The sequence below is a fragment of the Stenotrophomonas sp. pho genome (genome assembly GCF_006228405.1).
GTDB classification, from domain to species: domain Bacteria; phylum Pseudomonadota; class Gammaproteobacteria; order Xanthomonadales; family Xanthomonadaceae; genus Stenotrophomonas; species Stenotrophomonas sepilia.
This window is the reverse complement of record NZ_CP029759.1, coordinates 1233184-1252064: the sequence shown is the minus strand read 5'-3', so window position 1 is coordinate 1252064 and position 18881 is coordinate 1233184. Positions and strand designations below refer to the sequence as shown.

Below are 18881 nucleotides of genomic sequence, written 5' to 3'. Positions count from 1 at the left end.
AGGGCTCGGCGGTCCAGGCCGATGGTGGCCAGCGACACGCCCAAGCGCTGGGCCACCTCGGCCGAGGTTAGCCCGGCTTGAACCAGCTGCTGCACCCGTTGGCGACGCTCAGCGAGCTCGCGGGTTTGGCGGGCCCGAAAGGCCTGCCGTCCGGAACCGGCCAGGCGGTGCCGCCTCACAAAGCGGTTCACGGCTTGGTGGGTAACGCCCAGGCGTTGGGCCAGGGCGCGCTGGCTCACCCCTTCGTCCAGCCAGGATTGAACCTGGGCCGGGGAGCAGCCGCCGAGGAAGCCTTTGCGTGGAATCATGATGGAGTGGCCTGACGACGTCGCCCATCGCGCGGCGCTTTGAGACCTGCTCTTTTCATGTAAACAGATATAGACGACGCGCTGACCCCAAGATGCAGAGCCACAGCGTTGGCCGTCTGGAATCGGGTGAGCAGGATCTCGACCTCTGCTCGACTCAAGCCCGAGAGGGTCATTTTCTCCGCCGGTTTACGCATGCCCGGAAGCTTCAGCGGTTTGCGGTCGGTCGATGGTGTGGTGGCCTGGCGGCATCGCCCGTCCCGTGGCGCTTTGAGGCCGGCTCTCTTCATGTAAGAGGAAACCTGCGCCCCACTGGTTCCGAGATGCAACGCCACTGCCTTGATTGTCTGGAATCGAGCAAGAAGGGCATCGATCTCTGCTCGACTCAAGCCCAAGAGGGTCATTTTCTCTGCCGGCAGACGCACACGCGGCAGCTTCAGCGCTTGGCGGTCGGCCGTTATGCATGCGTATGGCACGGCCAACTTTTGCGCCATTTCAGACACCGATAGGCCGGCCTCGCTCAACCGGCGCACCTCTTTGCGCCGAGCCAGAACAACCGCCTTCTTTCCGTTTTGCGGCATGTCCAGTTCGTATTTCTTGCAAAACAGGCTAACCGCTTGCTGCGTGACGCCGATCCGAGCCGCCACACGGGTGTGGGTGCCCAGTTCGTGGAGCAGGCTCAGCACTTCCTCAACCGAGTGCCCTGCAATGCTCCTCGGTTGTCGTTGGCAGACCGGCAACCGCAGTCCGAGGGCTTGAGCATCTTTCAGCAAGGTGTAAACAGCCACCCCGAGGAACCTTGCGATGTCCTTTCGTGCCATGCCGGCCTGAATGCAGGCGCGGACCGCATAGCGGCGTTGGCTCACATACGCCCGGTAGCGCTCCGAGGGCATGGCATCCGCAGGATCCACACGCTGGGCGTGCTCGATTTGCTCCGCTTCGCCGTGTGCGTTGCGGTGCGCGGCCAGGGCGTCGTCCACGTCCTTGCTGAAGGGCGTGTTGCGTTGGGCGGCGTCGTAGATGGCTTGGATGTCCGGAGACATGGGGAGCAGCTCGAAGCTGCCCGGGCCGGGAAGAACGCCTGGGGCAAACAAGGTGGAAGGCTCGCGTGTCATCGGCCCACCCAGTAGCCCAGCCCCGCGCTAAGCAAGGTGGCCGCGTATAGAGCGGCGTCCTCAGCGCTGGAAATGTTGAGGGCCATGATTACCGCCCGAATGCGAGCGTGAGGACGCAACCCGCGAAGATCCCGCCAAAAATCGCTAAATCCAGGTAGAGCCAAGCGCCGCGCTCCCCAACCCAGAAAAGGGCCAGCGATTGCTTTACAGCCGGGTAAGTCAACGCGGCCATAAAAGAGAGAAACGCCGCCGAGCAAAGAAACACGGCAAGAACCAGCACGGAAATAACTAGCATCGTCAACGCACTCATCCGCGCGACCTCCCCTTGCGGCAAACAAGCGCCAGCAGGCAGAGCACCGCGACCGTGCCGAGGACAAACAGGCCTCCCCCGGTGGCGACCTGGTGCCAGATGCTGAAGGTGGCTTGGGCCAAGAACGCGCTGATAACCACCATCCCAACCCCAAACAGTCCGCCATGGATCACGAAGCGGCCGTGCGTGCGAGCGTCTCGCTCACCGCCCCTCACCCGTTGCCATGCTGCCTTGGCGTCGCCAAAGCGCTTGAACGTCCAGAGCGGGACCAGGACCATGAGGCCAAGCAGGGTAAGCAGAAGAAATGCGCTCACCATGGGCGGCCTCCCGCGCGACTCCTCAGCGGGCGCGCCTGGAAAGTGAGAGGTTGGCCCCACTGGCTGGGCTTGAGATTCCACACCATTGGCAGGCGGTGCAGCTCGTGAGGTTGCGCAGGGGAGCAGTCCATGCCATCCAGGATTAGATGCCCGCATTGCTTGAAGTCTTCGACGGTCAGTGAGGCAGCGGGGCGCTTGCGGAAAAATGCGAGCCATTTCATCAGCGCTGCCCCTCAATCGGCACAACGCGGGTTTTGGAACCCCGGCCGGTCAGGAACACCTTGTCCCCGGCGCGAATCGGCAGGTCATCGCTCTGCACAATGGCAATCACCTTCCCGCTTTCCAGGTCGCGGACATACACCTCAATGCCACCGCGTTTGCTGACCCCATTCTGGATCAAGGTGCCAGCCACCCCGCCGATGGTCCCAGCAGCAATGCGGGCCGCACTGCGGTAATCGCTGCTGACGCCTCGCGTGGCGCCGTAGCCGACCGCGGCGCCAATAGCGGAACCGGCGTTGAGGCGCTTGTCGGATTTGATGTCCACTTCGCGAACCATGAGCACCTCGCCCAGGCGGGCGTTCTGAACACTCAAGGTTTCACTGGTGCCGTATCGGCGGGCGGAACTGTTGTCCGCAGCGGAGGCCGTCAAGGGGAGCAGGCCGGCAAGGGCCAGAGAAAGAACCAAAACGCGCATGAGGCCTCCTTTTATGAATGGGTTGCACTACCCATAACAAAAGGTTTGAAATGCGCAAGGGGATCAGAAAAAGAAAAGGCGGCTTTCGCCGCCTTTATCGTTACTTACAGGGATGCGCTTCCGAAATATCCGACGCGACGGCATCCCGCCCAACACCGCGAACACAAACGGCCGGCGGTGAAAGCCGTGGCTGGTCGCCAGCCCGCACGATCAACCGGGTGGTTCGGCCGAGAACGTCAACGGTTACGGCCAATGAACGGCCGTCGCTCCAAGGACGGTCGAAGGAGCCTTCGAGCTGAACCTTTCTTTCTTGAACCTTCTCCCAAGGGATACCCCCGGCATTGAGAAGGCTGGGGAAATCGTCCAGGGTTGCGCCCTTGGGCAGGTTTACCTCGCCCAAAAGAATCACCGCAGTGGGCGCGTCTTCGCTTTCAAGTGCAGCGGCGCCGGGTTGACTGGAACACCCCGCAGAGAGCAGCAACGCACCGGCGATGGCCGACAGAAAAAGATTGCGCATAGATCCTCCTTTTTTGTGTAGGTAGAAATACCCATACCAAAGAAAAGGAGATGCGCAAGGTGATCAAATAAGAAAAAGGCGGCTTTCGCCGCCCTTTCCCTTGGCGTTAGAAGCGCGCTCGCAAACGAGGGGCTTCCTGGGCTTGGCCGTCCTGCCCGTGGGCCTTCATGGCCGCACCGACCTGGCGTTGGGCGTCGGCCGCAAACCCGCCTTCCGGTGGCTTCCAAGCATTGGCAGCGGGAAGAAGCTCGTCCAAGAGCTTGGATCGGTTGTGGGCTCGCAGCTCGTTCTCAGCGTTGTTCAAGAACGCCTTGGTCTCTCGGTTGCTCGCAAAATCGATGGGCTTCATACGAGGCTCGTTTCGAAAGCCGTTGACATGGTTGTCAAAGCCTTGCTCGCCGACGAGCTTACACCCCTTGTCCCAGTCCGCCCCTGCGAACACCAGTTCTCGGCAGAGTTCCGTTTTCCCCTGCTTCGCCGCTTCATGGAGGACGCTGTAGCCGGCATAGTTGTTGTAGGCCCAGCCCTCGTCTCCGTCGATGTTGAACGTTCGGTTCCGACTGACCAGTTCTTCGTTGGGATCCACCTGCTCCAGCAGACGTTTGGCGTCGCCGGCCTCAACGAGGGCCACAATGTTGAGCACGCGGTCTTGCTCCTCCTTCGTCTCCTCCGCCTTTTCCGCGGCCTGCTCTTCCGCTTCGGCATCCCAATACCGATCCTCGTGGTAGTAATCCCGGGTCGCATAAGGGGTTTCCCCCCTGTCGTTCTCTACGTGGTGCTGGGGAACGCCTCGCCCCACCCCATCGACCAACTCTTTCATGGCGCGCTCGTCCGCGGTGTGAGCAGGAATGTTTCCCTCCATGTCTTTTGCGTCAACCTGGGCGCCGGCCAACACCAACGCCTGCACCATCTCCCCCGTTTTGACGTAATGAAGCGGGGTTCGGCCCAGCGCATCGGTGTCCCTCACACTGCCGCCCTGCCCCAACGCAGCGACAAGCTCGCTGGGCGTTTCGGCCAGGAAAATCGGGTCGGTCGCCGCATCGACGCGCTCACGCGGCGAAAAATCGTCTCGGTGGTTCCGAGCGTTTTCTCGATAAAGCACCGGATCATGTTTGAGCGCTGGCTCGCCACTGGAGTTCAGCAGGGAGGGATCGGCCTTGGCATCCAGCAAGCGCAGCACAACGCCTAGATCGCTGGCCAGGTGGAGCGGGGTGTCTCCCCGTCCGCCCGCAGATTCACGTCGGCGCCGGCATCGACAAGCATGTGGATATCGCCTTCAAGCCCTCGCTTCGCAGCGACATGCAGAGCGGATTGCCCTTGGCTCAGGGCATTGACATCCGCTCCGGCCTTCGCCAACAACGCCAAACCTTCCGCAGTAGGTTTTTCGGACCAAGCGGGTTCCCTTTGGTAGGTGCTCAACAGGCGATCAAAAGGCGAACGCCCTTGTTTGTCCAACGCGTGAACATCCGCCCCAGCCGAGATGAGCAGCTCCATCTGCCACGGTTCCTGACATTTATGCAAGGCGGAATCGCCGCGCGAGTCGCGATACCCTTTCACATCGGCGCCGTCTTCGATGGCCTGCCTCACCTCGTCCTCGAAGCGACCCTTCGTCTTCAGACCAGCAAAGGCCAGAGTGCTCCCCAACCGATCCGTTGCCTCATCGTTGAAGGGCACACTTTGAGGGCCCTCAACGGGCGAAAGGGTTGCCGGCTCCGCTGAAGCCACTGGCCGCTGGCTTGAATCGTCCAAGCGCTCCCGGACCGGGGGTTCAGGCGGCTCAGAAGGAGCCACGCCTGGAAGTTCCGTGTCCTTTTGACGGATGAAGGGTCGAAGTAGATTTGAAAAGACGTTGCCAGCCATGGTTCCTCCGCTTGATGAGTGATACCCATGTCTTAACAAAGAAAGGGGGATGCGCAAGGGTCTGCAAAGAGAAAAGGGGTGGCGTTCGCCACCCCTCTCAATCCAGCGCAAGAAGCTCAAGAAACAACATGGCGCCTAGTTAGTGATTTCTGAGGTCGGTTAACTAAGCATTCTTTCCACCCCGGCGACAGCAACCACCGGAAACCACCAAAACAGCAAGGATAACCACCCAACCACCCCCTAACCGCTCACCCTCAGAAAGTTATCAGTTAGAAGCAGAGGAATCGGACCTCAGCCGGGACTTCCCCCGACACATTCATTTCTAACTCGAAACCTCAAAAGGTCAACCCCCACCTGCGTTAAGCAACCTGGCGTTCCTTGCGTCGCGATGGAGACCTTCGGCCGGCTTCCGCCTCCCGCCCCTGCTCCGTGTCCTGCTCCTTCTTGACCTGCGGCAGCGGCTCGCGTTCAAACGTCGGGATGTCGAGGAAGGTCATGACCTTCTCCGCTTGGCTGGCTGCGCGGAACAGGGTCCTCGGGTCATCGGCCAGGGCTTTCATCCAAGACTGCAGGTAGCCGGCGTGCTGTTCTTCGTGTTCTTTCCCCAGCCCGATCCCGAGGCGCTCGGAAATGAAAAGGCTGGACAGCTCTGCCACCAGTTCCTCCTTGGCATACCCCTCCGTCCCGAATCGCCCGGTTAGATCGCGGCCGAGCCGGTGCTTGGCCCCGGTCCAATGGGCCAGTTCGTGGAGCACGGTTGACGCATAACTAATCGGGTCTTGAAAGCTGCCGGCTTTCGGAACGTGGATGCTGTCGGTAGCAACGGAGTAGAAGGCCCTGTTCCCGCCATCGTGATGAAGTTTTGGCTGGTGCTTGTCCAACAACTCCCGCAGACGCAAGTTGCGGATCGACTCGGGCATGATGAAGGGCGGCGGGGGCTCGGGCATGCCGTCCATTTGGCTGGCATTGAACACCGTGGCGACGAACACCGATGGCCCTTGGTATCCGCTCTTCTCTTCGCCTTCGATCAACGGCTCGGCACCGTCTTTGGCTTTGCCCGTCTTGCTGAAGTCCCAGTAGGTGATCTGCTGCCCCTTCTCGCCGCGCTTGACTTGGGCCCCAATGCTTTCTGCCTGCCGGTAGGTCAGCCAGCGATTGTCGTTGTAGCCATGGGCCATCTGCGCCCGCGCAGGATCAGCGTGTTGGAGCCGCGATAGGACTTGCCCGAGGTTGGATTCCACGGCCCGTTGATCGAGCCGTTCTGCGGGGCGTCGGGGTCGTTCCAGGGCCGGCGCCAGGGGATGGTGCCCTGCTGCATGAGCGAAAGCATTCGCTCGGCAGTGGCTTCAATGAGATCAGAATACTTGGACATGGGGTGGTTGCCTCAAATCTTTTTCAACCTCCTGCGCCTCTCAACAGGTGGTTGTGGGTGGATGGGGTCAGAACTCGATATGAAGGGTCAGCGTCTTTCGGTGATACAACGCTCGTCGCACCAGCTCGGCGATTTCGTCCTCGCTGCGCAATCCCTGGTCGCCGTCTTTTCCCAGACGGACATGGAGACCAAACCCGCTCTGCACGAGCAAATATTGCGGGTCCGCTTCCGGTGTCTCTGGGCTCTCCAGATCGGCCGGGCTGATGGCCGATTCGGGGAACGCGTCGTCGGGGATGTGGTTGGGCGATGGCATGGGGGCTCCGTTTTGGTTTGGATACCCCTTTGCAATAGCGCAACGTCGCCGGTTGTAAAGGCCTGCCCCGGAAATGCCCGGCGTTGCTGGGTTAGCCGGCCTTCTTCTTTGCTGCCTCGGCCTTGCGCTGCTCCCGTGCCTGTCGCTCCCGGCGATCCTGCCTCTCCCATGCGGCGGCGTTCTTGGCTTGGCGCTCCCGTTCGGCGCGGCGTTCCGCCTGGACCTGCTCGTAGGGCGTATTGGTGAAGCCAAAGACGTCTCGGATGGCATCGGGCATGTCGGCGAAGTCCTGCTCGTCTTGCCGTTCGGCGGCGACGGCCAGTGCTTCGTTCTGGGCGTCGTTGGCCGCCTTGGCCTGCTCAGATTCGGCTTGACGGGCTTCTGGGGTCAGGGCCTCCAGCCGCTTGAGCTCCTGCTCTTGTGCGCGCTCGGCGTCGGTCTGCTCGCCCTTCCAGCAGCAGAGGTAGCAGTCCAACTGCTCGCCCTCCACGCGCCGATTCGACGGGCGCCCCCGCAGGTGCCCGGCGGTCTTCAGGCCACGGGTGAACTGGCGCTGCGAGAGGATTTCATCCGGTTCAAAGCCCTTCTTCTCGCACCAGGCCACATAGCGGGCATGGATGGCCTTGACGCTTTGCCATTGCTCACTGCCAGCGGCGGCACCGAACAGCACCCGGTCGGCGTGGGCCCAGGCGGCGATAGAATCAGCGCCGTGGATGACGGCCTGCTTGTAGGCCTGCGCGGCTTCCGGGAGTTCGTGGTCGGCCATGAACCGGCCTCGGGCCACGACTCGGCGGGCGCCTTCCAGCATCCAGTCGAGGAACAACTGGCCTTCTTCTGCAAGCAGCTTCTTGCTGAAGTCAGGAATGCGGTCACTCTCCGGGATCACGTTCGCCCACTCCACGATGGAGAGGCGGCGGGCCACGCCGCCGGACTTGTCGCGGAAGAACGGCGCGGAGTTGGAGCTGATGATCCACTTGGCCTTGGACTGGTAGTTCAGAACCGAGAGGTGCTTGCGATTGATCGCGATGCCGTTGCCGCTGACCAGGGTCTTGAACGTTCCCTCCTTCCATTTTTCGCACTCCACCTCGTCCACCAAGATGAGCTGGCTTCCAAGGATTCCCTCCAGCGCGAACGTGTCGCTCAAGGTGCCCAGGTCCAGGCGGGCGACTTTGTTGTGGACGCCTTCCACGCATTCGGCGAGCGTGGACTTGCCGCTGCCGGCAGCGCCATGCCACCACGCCGCGATCTGATAAGACCCGGGCAACAAGGTCATCCCGCACTGCTCCTGCACCAAGGCGCGCACGCCTTCGTCCGGCAACGCATGGGCCAGGAACTTGCCCAGCAGGCTATCGGCCGGCACGGAGCTGGGGATGTAGCGCTGGCCGGGCGTGGCGCCCGTGGCGATGTTCAGGGCGTGGGTCATGCCGTAGCGCGGCTGGGGTTCCAACGCCTGGATGCTGTCGGCGGTGATTTCCAGGTAAGCGTCAGCGCAGGGGACCACCGCCCGCTTGGGTTCCAACTTCGGCAACGCGCTTTGCTGGCCTAGGCGGGTGCGGGCGTAGGCCCAGCAACTGGAAGCGAGCTTGTCGCTGGCCTTTGCGGGGATGTTGGCATCGAGCCAGTCGGACGCCAGGCCGTCGCCGAGGCCGCGGTGAACCAGCGCCCAGTGATTTGCACTCCAACGGTAGACCAGCGTCGATTGCGTCGCGGATTCGTCGCGGACGCTGGCCCAGAGGTGGCCGTCGAGCCCCAACTGGAGGTGGCGAGCGAACAGGAAGTCCAGGCTTTCCGGGCGCAGTTCGCCTTTGTTGAGCTTGGCTTGCTTGTGGCGATCCAGGGCGCGTTGTTCGACCTTGAGATTGCTGGCGTAATCCCGCCGGTTTTTCTCCCAGTGCTTTTCGATGAGAAAAGCAACCTCAGGGGGTTGACGACCGACGGATCTTGAGGGAGATTGTTCGTAGACATTGTAGTTGGCTCCAACGACTCCCCGCCCGGCAAGGCGGGGTTTCGCGTTTGTGGGGTTAGGCGACGTGCGGCAACGCGTTGTCGAGGATCCGGCGCAGCTTCTCGCTGGGAGAAATCCCCGACCGCTTGGCTTCGGCTTTCAGCCGCTCAATCAACGCCCTTTCCATGCGGGCATTGAAAGGGTCTTTTCGTGGGGTTTGGTTCTGCTGCGTGCTCATGGGTTCTCCGTGTTGCATCCGTAATACATTCAAGAAAGCAGGTTTCTTGAAACCGTCAAGCCCCTTCCCCAGAAATATTTTTTAGCTGCTGGTTAACTTTCCTGCTGGTTTTCTGTTTTTTCTTAAACCAGCAGCCAAACCAGCAACTAAAAACCTTCCAAGTGATTGTTTAATCTCGTTTTTGTTCAAAAAATAAGCTAACTGCTGGTTTGCTGGTTAGAAAACAGGTTTACGCCACGCGCCAACGTCTCATTTGGTCGAGAGATTTTCACTTATTCTTAACATTTTACAGTTGCAGAGAAAAAGTGAAAAAATTAACCAGCAAACCAGCAGGAGCCTTCAAAGCATTACGTGGCAAGGGTTTTGCTGCTGGTTTGACTGCCGGTTAACGGTTTTGGCGTTAACCAGCAGGAGCGTTAACCAGCAGTCTTTCCTAACAAACCGATACGGTTGGATTATTTTTCGTATGGAATGGCTTTCAGGAAAGCGGGGTAACAAGTGCTTGCCACCCGGTTTCTGCGGGTTGAAGAGCCAGAGCAAAAGCGGCTTGAAGCAAGAGCCGGCGGCTGCTCGCCGCCGAGTCTGGGAAAGGGAAAGGCGGGCCTCCGGCCTACTCGTAGTTGAAGGAGTGGGACCAGAACCCGCATCGCCTAGGGTCGGCCAACTCGTCCCCTTCTGCCTGCCCCTCTCCTTCCGTCTGCTTTTTTCCTCGGACCAGCTCGTTTCCCACCGTCACTTTGACTTCCCTAAGCGGCAGGGAATGAAAGGTCTGGTTCATGTGAATCTGCAAAGCTGTCATCGCTGCGCACAAGGGATCAATGTCTCCCGCGCGAACCCGGATTTCATTGCTTGAAATGAGGTTGAGGCGACTCCGGATCGCGGCCAGGGCCAGTGAGCCGGCACCACAACAACAGTCATAGACGTTACTCACGCTGGCACTGGGGTGCCGCCAGGTGAGGTTGGTGGCAAGGGCTTGAACCAGGTCCAAAAGATCGCCTGGCGTGAAAGACTGCCCCAGCCCTTCCCCGCCCTTCCTGGCCAGCAGCTCGGCATGGACCTGCCCAAGAATGTCTTCAAACGGCCTGCTTGCAGCGACTGCGTCGAAGTAAGCGGTGATGGCCGCCCCCACCTCGGGCACTGCGACGGCTCTTTCCTGCAAGGGGGTAAATGCAAGCACTTTGGGGTCGATGTGAGCCACCAGCTTCACGTGATAAATCCCGAGTGACATCAGCGCGTGCTGAACAAACGTTTCGACTGCAACCCGCGGATTCCACGGCTTGCCATCGGTGGAAGGAATGGCGCGGATGGCCTTCACCAGGTTGGCGACCTCATTCATCGTTGGCCGCCCCATGTCAGCGCCCGTCATCCGGTTGGCCTTCTCGAGCCGGATCTCCTCATCCATGGCGATGAACCGATCTCGCGAGAGAGACCAAAACACCACCCGCGTTTCCAGGTATTGAGTGATGATGTCTTTGCACTCGACCACCACGCGCCCGATGGGCATCCGCCAGATCAACTGGTTTGACAGCAACTGAAGTGCGGTCATCGCAGCACACAACGGATCGCGGTCGTTCGCTTTCACGGTAAGCCCCCGAAGGGCCTTCGAATCCTTCCCGGCCAGTTCGTGAAGCTTCACAAGCAACAGCGTGCCGGCTCCGCAGGTGGGGTCACCCATGGGCCACTCGTCTTTTTGAGGCGCTTGAGCAAAGGCGTTCAAAGCCATCGCCAAGCCCCAGGGGGTGAAATGTTGAGCGTCGTTCTTTTTCCCTGACCACACCAACTCATTAAACAGCCGGCCCAGGATGCATTCGAACGGCTCGAAGGTTTCCACTGCGCCGCCGTAGGCCTGGCCCGCTTCGAGGCACCAATCCTCGGACCCATCCACATCGGTCCCAAGCAGCGTCAAGTCACACCAGGCGACCAAGGGCCCATATCCCAAGGTGAACAACTCCTCGGCCTGCTTGAGAACGCAAACCTTCAGCGCAAGCGCGGTGAACTTGCGCATCTTTTCCCGGGGCGAATCCCCGGGGATGGTTTGGACGGCCTTCAGCAACCGCTGGTAAGCCGCATCGCGGGGTGAGGTCGGCTTTGCCTTCTTCGAAGTGGGCTTACTCATCGTTGGCCGCCCCCACGTCAGCGCCCAACACCCGGCCCACGCGGGCCATGTCAAAGTAGCTTCCGCGGATCAGGCCAGACTCCACTCCCCGCTTGAGCCTGCGCGCGGCTTCAGCACCGTAGCCGATGAACACCGATCCCGCCGGGCAACTCGTGCCCAGGGTCCCATCCGGGCGGCAGAACGACAGACGCCCCTTCGTGAACACCACCGCTGAAACGCTGGGGTGGTTGAGCACCGACTCCTGCATCCAGCTCGTTTCCATCCGCGCCAGCACAAGGGCAATCCCGTTGCCATGCTCTGCGGCCTTCTCCATCCAGCGGTGCTGCGAGGTCGAGCTGTTCTTGTGCCCACCGTAAGGCGGATTCATCCACACGAATGCCGATTTCGGCCAGGGCGTCTTGAGCCCGTCGTCGCTGGGCTTCAGCATCCGGGTGGCCGTGCGCCAGGGCATGCCCTGCTCCGGGGTGCAGGGATCCAGGTCAAACGGACCCAGGCCGTGGACGATCTTCGGCGGGGTGAGCCAAGTCTCGGTCGTAATGCCTTCCGGTGCCCGGTCGTAACCCACGTTGTGGGCGACGGCGAGCGAAAGCTTGGTCTGCTTGGGCTTCTTCGGCTTGGTGGTGAGGGGGCGAGCAACAGCGTTCATGGGAAATCTCCAGGGTTGAGGGGTTTTTGGGCAAAGCTCCGCCAGCACGGCTGGTCGGCCGCGTTTCGCGAAAAGGGTTGAGGGGGTTGGGCCTAGGCCCGGGTTACCGCTGCGCTGCTGGCTTAGCCGTTGGCGGCGTCGGCCACGTCCAGGAAGCTGTCCAGCGTTGCCAGCTGCAGGGTGAGCACCCGGGCGGGGTGGTGGCCGCGCATGTCGCGGTTGGGCACGATGACCGACGTGCTGGTGTCAGCGGCGAGCTGGGTCAGGGCCTGAGGCAAGGCGTCGGCCAGGGCGTCGATGAGGACCTGCGGTGTCAGGGTGGAGAAGTGGGTCGAGAGCGAGGGGTCGAGCGAGAGGATGAGCGGCTGCATGGCGGTGTCTGTGTCGATTGGTGTGGCGCCAGCCTATCGATCAGGACATGGGAATCGGGCCCAAAAGGGGCGCTTGCCCCTTTCCCGTGCGGACACAAAAAAGCCCCAAGGGCGACCTGGGGCTTGAGCGGGTGAACAAGGCTGCGGCGGAAGCCGCGGCCTCCCTGCCTTTTCTTCCAAGACCGAGCCGGCGGGTAGCCGGCGAGAAATGCTCCAGCCTCCGGTCAGAACGGGCACGGCTTGCGAGCCTGACCTGTGGCAGCCGGCAGGGTCAAATCGAACAACGCCTCGCGAACCTCGGACTGAAGCATCTGCACGTCGCGCTCCTCTCCCCTCCACATGTCCAGCATTGCCGCCTGGACGGCTTGGGCGGTTGGGCTTTCCTCTTGAGCAACCGCCTCACGGGCTTTTCGGATGTCTTGCTCCACCCGGGCTAGGAGCTGGGCCAGCTCGCCCTGGGCGCTTTCCAGCAGCTCCTTGTAGCGTCCCGCGCAATCCTTTTTCAGCGCCTCGTCCGCCCAGGGCAGCGTGAACGCTTCGGGCAGCGTGGCTTCCTTTTGCATGAACATCACCACGCCCCGCTCGTCCTGCTGGAGCGCCCCACGCGCGCCACGCAGCAGCGCTGCAAGTGCAACCCTCTCCTCTTCACTGAGGTGGGAAAGGTCCAGCGTTGACACCTTGCCGTCCACCAGCCCCAGGCGGATCTGGGTTTTTTTGACCACTTGGAACGTCGCCGCTGGCCTTTTGACGGTTGCCCCAAGCAAGTCCTCATCGCGCCGAGACTCACGCCAGCGGCGAACCTTGGGGGCGCCCCTCACCCCTTCTGCCCATTCCAGAAGTCGGGGCAGGCCAATGGCCGCATGCTTGCCATCGTCTGCAAGCAACGGACCTGTTTCGCTGTCCATCGTTGCGAGAACCCGGAAAACCTTTTGGTTGATTCCCAGAAGTCCAGCGGCCTGCGCCGATGTCCACGGCGGGCTCAACTCCACCTTCGTTTTCGCCTTGGCCGCTTTCGCCTCTTGGTCAATGTCGTTCTTCAGACGCTTCCAGGAGACGCCCTCGCCGGCCAGGAACGCCGGGTGCTTTTGGCCCCAGGTTTTTCTGTAGCGTTTTAACAGCTGTGTTTCCGCTTCCTGCTTGGAATCAAGGGACATGGGTTTGCCGCATGGGTGGAATGACGATGGTAGCCGGTCAGAACCGGAACGGTGTGCGAGTGATTGGGTCCGCCGCGGGCGGCAGGCCGTCGTCCAAGCCTTGCGCACGGGCTTGGTTCCGGACCGCCCTCCACGCCGCCTGGAACGCGGATTGTGCCGCCTCCATTGCGTCATCGAATGGCTCGCGCGCCGCGACGCTGGTCCAAGGCTCCAGCAGCGCCTCGGCCAGGGGGGCCTCCCAGAGTTCGCCCTCGGCCAGGGCGCGATCCAGGGTGTCCTCGTCCACGGTGAGCACGTGCCCGGCAATCAGCCCTCCCACCACCGCCCATGGGTGGGGAATGGCCCAACCTTCATGGGACGTGATCAACGCAGCAAAGCGCCCGGCGTTCTTGCGCAGCTTTTCCAATGCCACCTTGGCCTCGTGGATCTGCCGCTCCAGCTCCAGCTCTCGCTGCTGTTGGCTCAAGCGCTCCAGCTCAGCGCTCAGCCGACGCTCTTTCGCTGACCTGCCCTGACGCCCATCCTTCCAAGCCACCAGTTCGTCGTAGTCGTATTTCACACGCTGGTTGGGGCCATTGACGGCGCTGCCGGTGGCCTTCTGAAAGCGGGGCCCGGTGGGCGGGGTGCGTCGCCTCCACTCGCCCAGCGTGTCGGCATGGATGCCCAAGAACCACGCGGCGGCCTTGGCGGACACCAACCCGCCTCCAGCGCTCTTCGCCCGGGCCAACTCTGCGTTCCAAGAGGCTTCCGCTTTGGCTTGGAACGCCTCTTCTGTGCGAACGGGCTCAATCCTCGTCATCGAGCGCCACCTTCTGGTTGCGTGCTGCAAAAATCGTCACTGGCGGGTCGTTGACCTCATCCAGCCGCGGCTTGTCCGTGCCCTTCCAGCGGTTCCAGACCCGGGGACTGCTCGCCATCATGTGCTCTTCCACCACGGCAAACGCTTGACGCAGGACCGACCACTCCTGCTCGGTGTAGATCGCGTCGGTGGCCGCGGAATCCTTGTCCTTGATCCGGTGGTGAAGCATCTGCGACACGACCCGGGCCTTGGTGCCGTGAATCCGTTCGGCATAGCGCCCCAGAGTGCGACGCAAATCGTGGGGGGTCAGGCCGATGTCCACCTCCTCGCGCAAATCGATCAGCCCAGCGTCGCGACGCACGTTGGCGATGATGGATTTGCTGTCGGAGTAATGACCCGTTTTGCTGCGCCCGGACCTTGCCGGAAAGACGAACCGGGTTCGATCCAACGCGTGCTCAGCGTCGGCCACCGCCGCCTCCAAGGCGTCGATCAGTCCCCGTTGCCCACCCCGTTTGCTCGCGGCGCTCAGCGCGGCCTTGGCGGCCTCCAATCCCTGCTTGGCCCCTGTATCGTCTGCGCGCTCGTTGAAGCGCCGCTGCAGGACGCGCTCGGCGAAGTAGGTGACGGGCAAGAACCGCTGCTCCTTGTTCTTGGTCTCGAAAAGGTAGACCTGGCTGCCCGCCCGCTTGGTGGTCGGGTTGATGTCCTCTGGCCCCGCCAGCCAGACCCAGGACACCATTTCCTGCGACAACTCTCCGGGCGTGCAGCGGTCATACCAGCGCAACGGAGCAGCCTCGCTGCGCCGTGTTCCCCAAAGCAAGGTCAGCAGCAGGTAGTCCGCCCCGGCCGCATTGCGCCCGCCTTGTTCGTCCCGCCGTGCTGCAATGGCTTTGAGGACCTTGGGCAGCGTTTTGTCGTCCAGGGGATTGCGAACCTCTGCCCGGCTGTAATGGTTTCGCAGCTCGTGCGCTTCCCGGAGCATGTCGCGGGTATGGATCACCACCAGCGGGTTGTAGAACTGGCGCTGGGGACGGCCAAACCGATGATCGCGGGCTCTTTCCTCGTCGATGAGGAAATCCACCGCTCGCCTGGCGTCCGAAAACGTGTGTTCCGTTGAACTCAACCCTGCAGCTCGCACCCGCTGGATGTATTTGCCGGTGATGCCCAACGCTTCCAGCTGGGAAACGGTGAGCTTGGCCCAATCCGCCACCTCCGCCAGCTTTCTGCTCATGTCCCGCGGAATGCGATTGGACAGTTGCATGGAACTGATCCGGCAAGCATCAAAGGCCTGCTGGATGACCTCCAAATGGAGCTCGTTCAAGGTTTTGTCCGCCAACCCAACCGTGGGGCGTGAAAGGCGGGCCAAACTGTCCCTCACCGCGTCCACGCTGGCCGGCTTGATCTTCTTGTTCTTTGCGCGGGCGTCCAAGTGGGCGATGTAACGCTCCAATGCCTCGCGCAGGGTCAGATCCCCGAACTCTTTTTCCGATTCCCTTTCCAGCGTTTCCAGCAACTGCTGGCGCTTGACGTGGACGGGGTTCTTCCCCGTTTCCTTCAACAGCGCCAGGTGCTCCCTGCACGCCTCCCTGGCCTCGTCCAGCCCCATGTCGCTCACGTTGCCCAAGGTGAAGCGGATCGGCGTGCCCGTGGGCCCTCGTTTCTGGCCAACGTAGGTGGTCATCGTGGAGCCGACCCGGAAGCCAAACCCCGTGGGAGCCCCCGGCCCGCCGTCCAGCACCACGTAAGCCTTCCCGTCCGGGCGCGGGACCAGCCGAACCTTTCCTTGCGCATCCAAGGCCGGGCCTTTGTGGACCGACAGCGCCAGCACCTGGGCGTAGGTCAAACTAAACTTGAGCGAACCCGCCCTACTGCTTGACGCTGGACTCTTCATCGCATGCCCCTCCGGGTGCCGGTGTTGCTACAGTAACGCACGCCCGCGGTCATTGCTACACGGCGTTGCTACACCCCACCCCACCCCATCCCGCGCCCGTCGCTACATCGTCACTACAGAAAACACCGTCACTCGCCCTCATTCGCCTCGAATCACCGTCACTCCACTCAAAGCCCTTCAACTCAAGTGATTGATATTAAAGAAAACAACAGCGCCAGCAAGGGCTCGAAGGAACACACGCCTGCGATGAAGCAATTCTTCGCAGCCAAGTCCGAGTACCCGGACCTGCTGCTGTTCTTCCGCATGGGCGACTTCTACGAGCTGTTCTACGACGATGCGCGCAAGGCCGCGCGCCTGCTCGACATCACCCTGACCCAGCGTGGCAGCTCCGGCGGCGCACCGATTCCGATGGCCGGCGTGCCGGTGCATGCCTACGAGGGCTACCTGGCAAGGCTGGTGGCGCTGGGCGAGTCAGTGGCGATCTGCGAGCAGATCGGTGACCCGGCGCTGGCCAAGGGCCTGGTCGAACGCAAGGTGGTGCGCATCGTCACCCCCGGAACCGTCACCGACGAAGCGCTGCTGGACGAGCGCCGTGACACCCTGCTGATGGCGCTGTCGCGCACGAAGCAGGGCTACGGCCTGGCCTGGGCCGACCTGGCCGGTGGCCGCTTCCTGGTCAACGAAGTGGAAACCGACGATGCGCTGGAAGCCGAACTGGCCCGACTGGAGCCGGCCGAGCTGCTGGTGCCCGACGAAGAAAACTGGCCGGAATTCCTGCGCCAGCGCACCGGCGTGCGCCGTCGCGCCCCCTGGTTGTTCGACGCCGACAGCGGCCGCCGCCAGCTGCTGAACTTCTTCAAGCTGCATGACCTGAGCGGCTTCGGCATCGATGACAAGCCGCGCGCGACCGCTGCCGCAGGTGCCCTGCTCGGCTATGTCGAGGAGACCCAGAAGCAGCGCTTGCCGCACCTGACCTCGATCGCGATGGAAACCGCTGGCGAGGCGATCGCGATGAACGCCGCCACCCGTCGCCACCTGGAACTGGACACGCGCGTCGACGGCGATACCCGTAATACCCTGCTGGGCGTGCTCGACAGCACGGTGACGCCGATGGGCGGCCGCCTGCTGCGGCGCTGGCTGCACCGCCCACTGCGCCTGCGCGAGGTCCTGGTACAGCGTCACCATGCGGTGGAAACCCTGATCGACCGCGGCAGCGACGCCGATATCCGCGAACAGTTCCGCCGCCTGGGCGACCTGGAACGCATCCTCACCCGCGTCGCGCTGCGCTCGGCGCGCCCGCGCGATTTCTCCACCCTGCGCGATGGCCTGGGCTTGCTGCCCGCCGTGCGCGAGGTGCTGGCGCCGCTGGATTCGCCGCGCCTGCAGGCCCTGCACGCCGCGCTGGGCGAGCATGACGCGTGCGCGCAGCTGCTGGCCAGCGCCATTGCCGAAATGCCGCCACTGAAGCTGAGCGACGGCGGCGTGCTGGCCGACGGCTTCGATGAAGAGCTGGACGAGCTGCGCCGCCTGTCCACCCATGCCGACCAGTTCCTGGTGGACCTGGAACAGCGCGAACGCGAAAGCAGCGGCATTCCCACCCTGAAGGTGGGCTACAACCGCGTGCACGGCTACTACATCGAGATCAGCAAGGGCCAGTCCGACCGTGCGCCGGTGCACTACACCCGCCGCCAGACGCTGACCAATGCCGAGCGCTACATCACCGAGGAACTGAAGGCGTTCGAAGACAAGGTGCTGTCCGCGCGCGACCGTTCGCTGTCGCGCGAGAAATACCTGTACGAGCAGCTGCTGGACACCCTCGGCGAACAGCTGGAACCGTTGAAGCAGTGCGCCGCTGCGCTGAGCGAACTGGACGTGCTGGCCGCCTTCGCCGAGCGCGCGCAGGCACTGGACTGGTCGCGGCCGGAACTGGAAACGGCACCGTGCCTGAAGATCGAGCGTGGCCGCCATCCGGTGGTCGAAGCGGTGCGTGAGCAGCCGTTCGAACCGAACGACCTGGACCTGCATCCCGACCGTCGCATGCTGGTCATCACCGGCCCGAACATGGGCGGTAAATCGACCTACATGCGGCAGAACGCGCTGATCGTGCTGCTGGCCCACATCGGCAGCTTCGTGCCGGCCAGCCGTGCGGTTATCGGTCCGATCGACCGCATCCTGACCCGCATCGGCGCCGGTGACGACATCGCCCGCGGGCAGTCGACCTTCATGGTCGAGATGGCCGAGACCAGCTACATCCTGCATCACGCCACCGCCCATTCGCTGGTGCTGATGGACGAGATCGGCCGCGGCACCTCCACCTACGACGGCCTGGCGCTGGCCGATGCGGTCGCACGTCACCTGGCCTACCAGAACCGCTGCTATACGCTGTTCGCGACCCACTACTTCGAGCTGACCGCGCTGGCCGACGAACAACACGAGGGCGGCCGCAGCGGCATTGCCAACGTGCACCTGGATGCCGTCGAGCACGGTGAAGCGCTGGTGTTCATGCACGCGGTGAAGGACGGTCCGGCCAACCGCAGCTTCGGCCTGCAGGTGGCCGCACTGGCCGGCCTGCCGCGCACTACCGTGGCGCAGGCACGGCGGCGCCTGGCCGAGCTGGAGCAGCGCGGCGGTGAAAGCCATGCCGCCGAGCTGGCGCCGCAGGCATTGGATGCGCCGCAGCAGTTCGGCCTGTTCAGCGCCCCGGCCAGCAAGGCGCAGGAAGCGCTGGCGGCGATCGACCCGGACGAACTGACGCCCAAGCAGGCGCTGGAAGCCCTGTACCGGTTGAAAGCGCTGCTGTGACTGCAACGCATAGAGACGGCCTCCGGCTGCCATGCAGGAGGCCTCTTGAAAGTCTCTGCAAATCCGATTTTGCGTTTCAATTGACGGAATCTATCAATCTGAACGGATCATTCGAT

20 protein-coding genes and 1 pseudogene are annotated in these 18881 nt (G+C 62.5%); 3 read left to right on the top strand and 18 right to left on the bottom strand.

All coding sequences use genetic code 11. The features are described from left to right. Positions 1 to 77: 77 nt before the first annotated feature. Entirely contained in the window at positions 78 to 323 is a 246-nt protein-coding gene (locus tag DL544_RS05885) for a hypothetical protein (RefSeq protein ID WP_139726849.1), read from the top strand. Here DL544_RS05885 and DL544_RS05880 read toward each other — a convergent pair. The 11 genes and pseudogenes from DL544_RS05880 to DL544_RS05830 form a co-directional block, all read right to left on the bottom strand. Then, positions 305 to 1348: a hypothetical protein gene (locus tag DL544_RS05880; protein WP_139726848.1), complete on the bottom strand. Its 1044-nt coding sequence runs from the start codon at positions 1346 to 1348 to the stop codon at positions 305 to 307. The two genes, DL544_RS05885 and DL544_RS05880, sit on opposite strands and share 19 nt — an antisense overlap. 160 nt (positions 1349 to 1508) lie before the next feature. Further along, positions 1509 to 1730 carry a hypothetical protein gene (locus DL544_RS05875; protein ID WP_139726847.1) on the bottom strand — a complete coding sequence of 74 codons (222 nt, stop codon included), beginning with the start codon at positions 1728 to 1730 and terminating at the stop codon, positions 1509 to 1511. Beyond that, complete coding sequence (locus DL544_RS05870; protein WP_139726846.1) at positions 1727 to 2047, bottom strand: hypothetical protein; 321 nt, start codon at positions 2045 to 2047, stop codon at positions 1727 to 1729. The genes DL544_RS05875 and DL544_RS05870 overlap by 4 nt, the downstream gene beginning before the upstream one ends. Before the next feature lie 220 nt (positions 2048 to 2267). Then, on the bottom strand, positions 2268 to 2741 hold the full coding sequence (locus tag DL544_RS05865) for an outer membrane lipoprotein (RefSeq protein ID WP_049429341.1): 474 nt from the start codon (positions 2739 to 2741) through the stop codon (positions 2268 to 2270). A 100-nt stretch (positions 2742 to 2841) separates the two neighbouring features. Beyond that, positions 2842 to 3258 (bottom strand): hypothetical protein, encoded by a 417-nt coding sequence (locus tag DL544_RS05860; protein ID WP_139726845.1) that lies wholly within the window; start codon positions 3256 to 3258, stop codon positions 2842 to 2844. 106 nt (positions 3259 to 3364) lie between these two features. After that, positions 3365 to 4438, bottom strand: coding sequence for an ankyrin repeat domain-containing protein (locus DL544_RS05855; RefSeq protein WP_139726844.1), 1074 nt, complete (start codon positions 4436 to 4438; stop codon positions 3365 to 3367). A gap of 5 nt (positions 4439 to 4443) precedes the next feature. Beyond that, positions 4444 to 5118 (bottom strand): ankyrin repeat domain-containing protein, encoded by a 675-nt coding sequence (locus tag DL544_RS05850; RefSeq protein WP_139726843.1) that lies wholly within the window; start codon positions 5116 to 5118, stop codon positions 4444 to 4446. A gap of 359 nt (positions 5119 to 5477) precedes the next feature. Beyond that, positions 5478 to 6038 carry a zincin-like metallopeptidase domain-containing protein gene (locus DL544_RS22330; RefSeq protein WP_275086488.1) on the bottom strand — a complete coding sequence of 187 codons (561 nt, stop codon included), beginning with the start codon at positions 6036 to 6038 and terminating at the stop codon, positions 5478 to 5480. Positions 6039 to 6191: 153 nt separating this feature from the next. Beyond that, positions 6192 to 6436 (bottom strand): annotated as a pseudogene (locus tag DL544_RS22325) (ArdC-like ssDNA-binding domain-containing protein); the annotation flags it as partial. A gap of 121 nt (positions 6437 to 6557) precedes the next feature. After that, positions 6558 to 6803 carry a hypothetical protein gene (locus tag DL544_RS05835; protein ID WP_032960353.1) on the bottom strand — a complete coding sequence of 82 codons (246 nt, stop codon included), beginning with the start codon at positions 6801 to 6803 and terminating at the stop codon, positions 6558 to 6560. A 91-nt stretch (positions 6804 to 6894) separates the two neighbouring features. Then, complete coding sequence (locus tag DL544_RS05830; protein ID WP_114618570.1) at positions 6895 to 8556, bottom strand: DNA primase family protein; 1662 nt, start codon at positions 8554 to 8556, stop codon at positions 6895 to 6897. Here DL544_RS05830 and DL544_RS05825 point away from each other — a divergent pair. Further along, positions 8539 to 8748 (top strand): hypothetical protein, encoded by a 210-nt coding sequence (locus DL544_RS05825; RefSeq protein WP_139726840.1) that lies wholly within the window; start codon positions 8539 to 8541, stop codon positions 8746 to 8748. The genes DL544_RS05830 and DL544_RS05825 overlap by 18 nt on opposite strands. Positions 8749 to 8824: 76 nt before the next feature. On the opposite strand, the gene DL544_RS05820 is transcribed toward DL544_RS05825, so the two are convergent. From DL544_RS05820 to DL544_RS05790, 7 genes are all read right to left on the bottom strand, one after another. Continuing rightward, positions 8825 to 8986: a DUF3450 domain-containing protein gene (locus DL544_RS05820; RefSeq protein ID WP_136191690.1), complete on the bottom strand. Its 162-nt coding sequence runs from the start codon at positions 8984 to 8986 to the stop codon at positions 8825 to 8827. A 610-nt stretch (positions 8987 to 9596) separates the two neighbouring features. Further along, on the bottom strand, positions 9597 to 11102 hold the full coding sequence (locus DL544_RS05815) for an N-6 DNA methylase (RefSeq protein WP_139726839.1): 1506 nt from the start codon (positions 11100 to 11102) through the stop codon (positions 9597 to 9599). Next, on the bottom strand, positions 11095 to 11748 hold the full coding sequence (locus DL544_RS05810) for a DNA N-6-adenine-methyltransferase (RefSeq protein ID WP_114618567.1): 654 nt from the start codon (positions 11746 to 11748) through the stop codon (positions 11095 to 11097). Before DL544_RS05810 ends, DL544_RS05815 begins: the two co-directional genes overlap by 8 nt. A gap of 122 nt (positions 11749 to 11870) precedes the next feature. Then, positions 11871 to 12119: a hypothetical protein gene (locus DL544_RS05805; protein WP_046429568.1), complete on the bottom strand. Its 249-nt coding sequence runs from the start codon at positions 12117 to 12119 to the stop codon at positions 11871 to 11873. 224 nt (positions 12120 to 12343) lie between these two features. Further along, complete coding sequence (locus DL544_RS05800; RefSeq protein WP_114618566.1) at positions 12344 to 13273, bottom strand: hypothetical protein; 930 nt, start codon at positions 13271 to 13273, stop codon at positions 12344 to 12346. A 37-nt stretch (positions 13274 to 13310) separates the two neighbouring features. Beyond that, entirely contained in the window at positions 13311 to 13967 is a 657-nt protein-coding gene (locus DL544_RS05795) for a nucleotide-binding protein (protein ID WP_235319588.1), read from the bottom strand. 91 nt (positions 13968 to 14058) lie between these two features. Further along, positions 14059 to 15915 (bottom strand): integrase arm-type DNA-binding domain-containing protein, encoded by a 1857-nt coding sequence (locus DL544_RS05790; protein ID WP_224119354.1) that lies wholly within the window; start codon positions 15913 to 15915, stop codon positions 14059 to 14061. A 294-nt stretch (positions 15916 to 16209) separates the two neighbouring features. On the opposite strand from DL544_RS05790, the gene mutS reads away from it, so the two are divergent. Next, a complete protein-coding gene (gene mutS / locus DL544_RS05785; protein WP_255313062.1) occupies positions 16210 to 18765 on the top strand; it encodes a DNA mismatch repair protein MutS in 2556 nt (851 codons plus the stop codon). Positions 18766 to 18881: the final 116 nt, after the last annotated feature.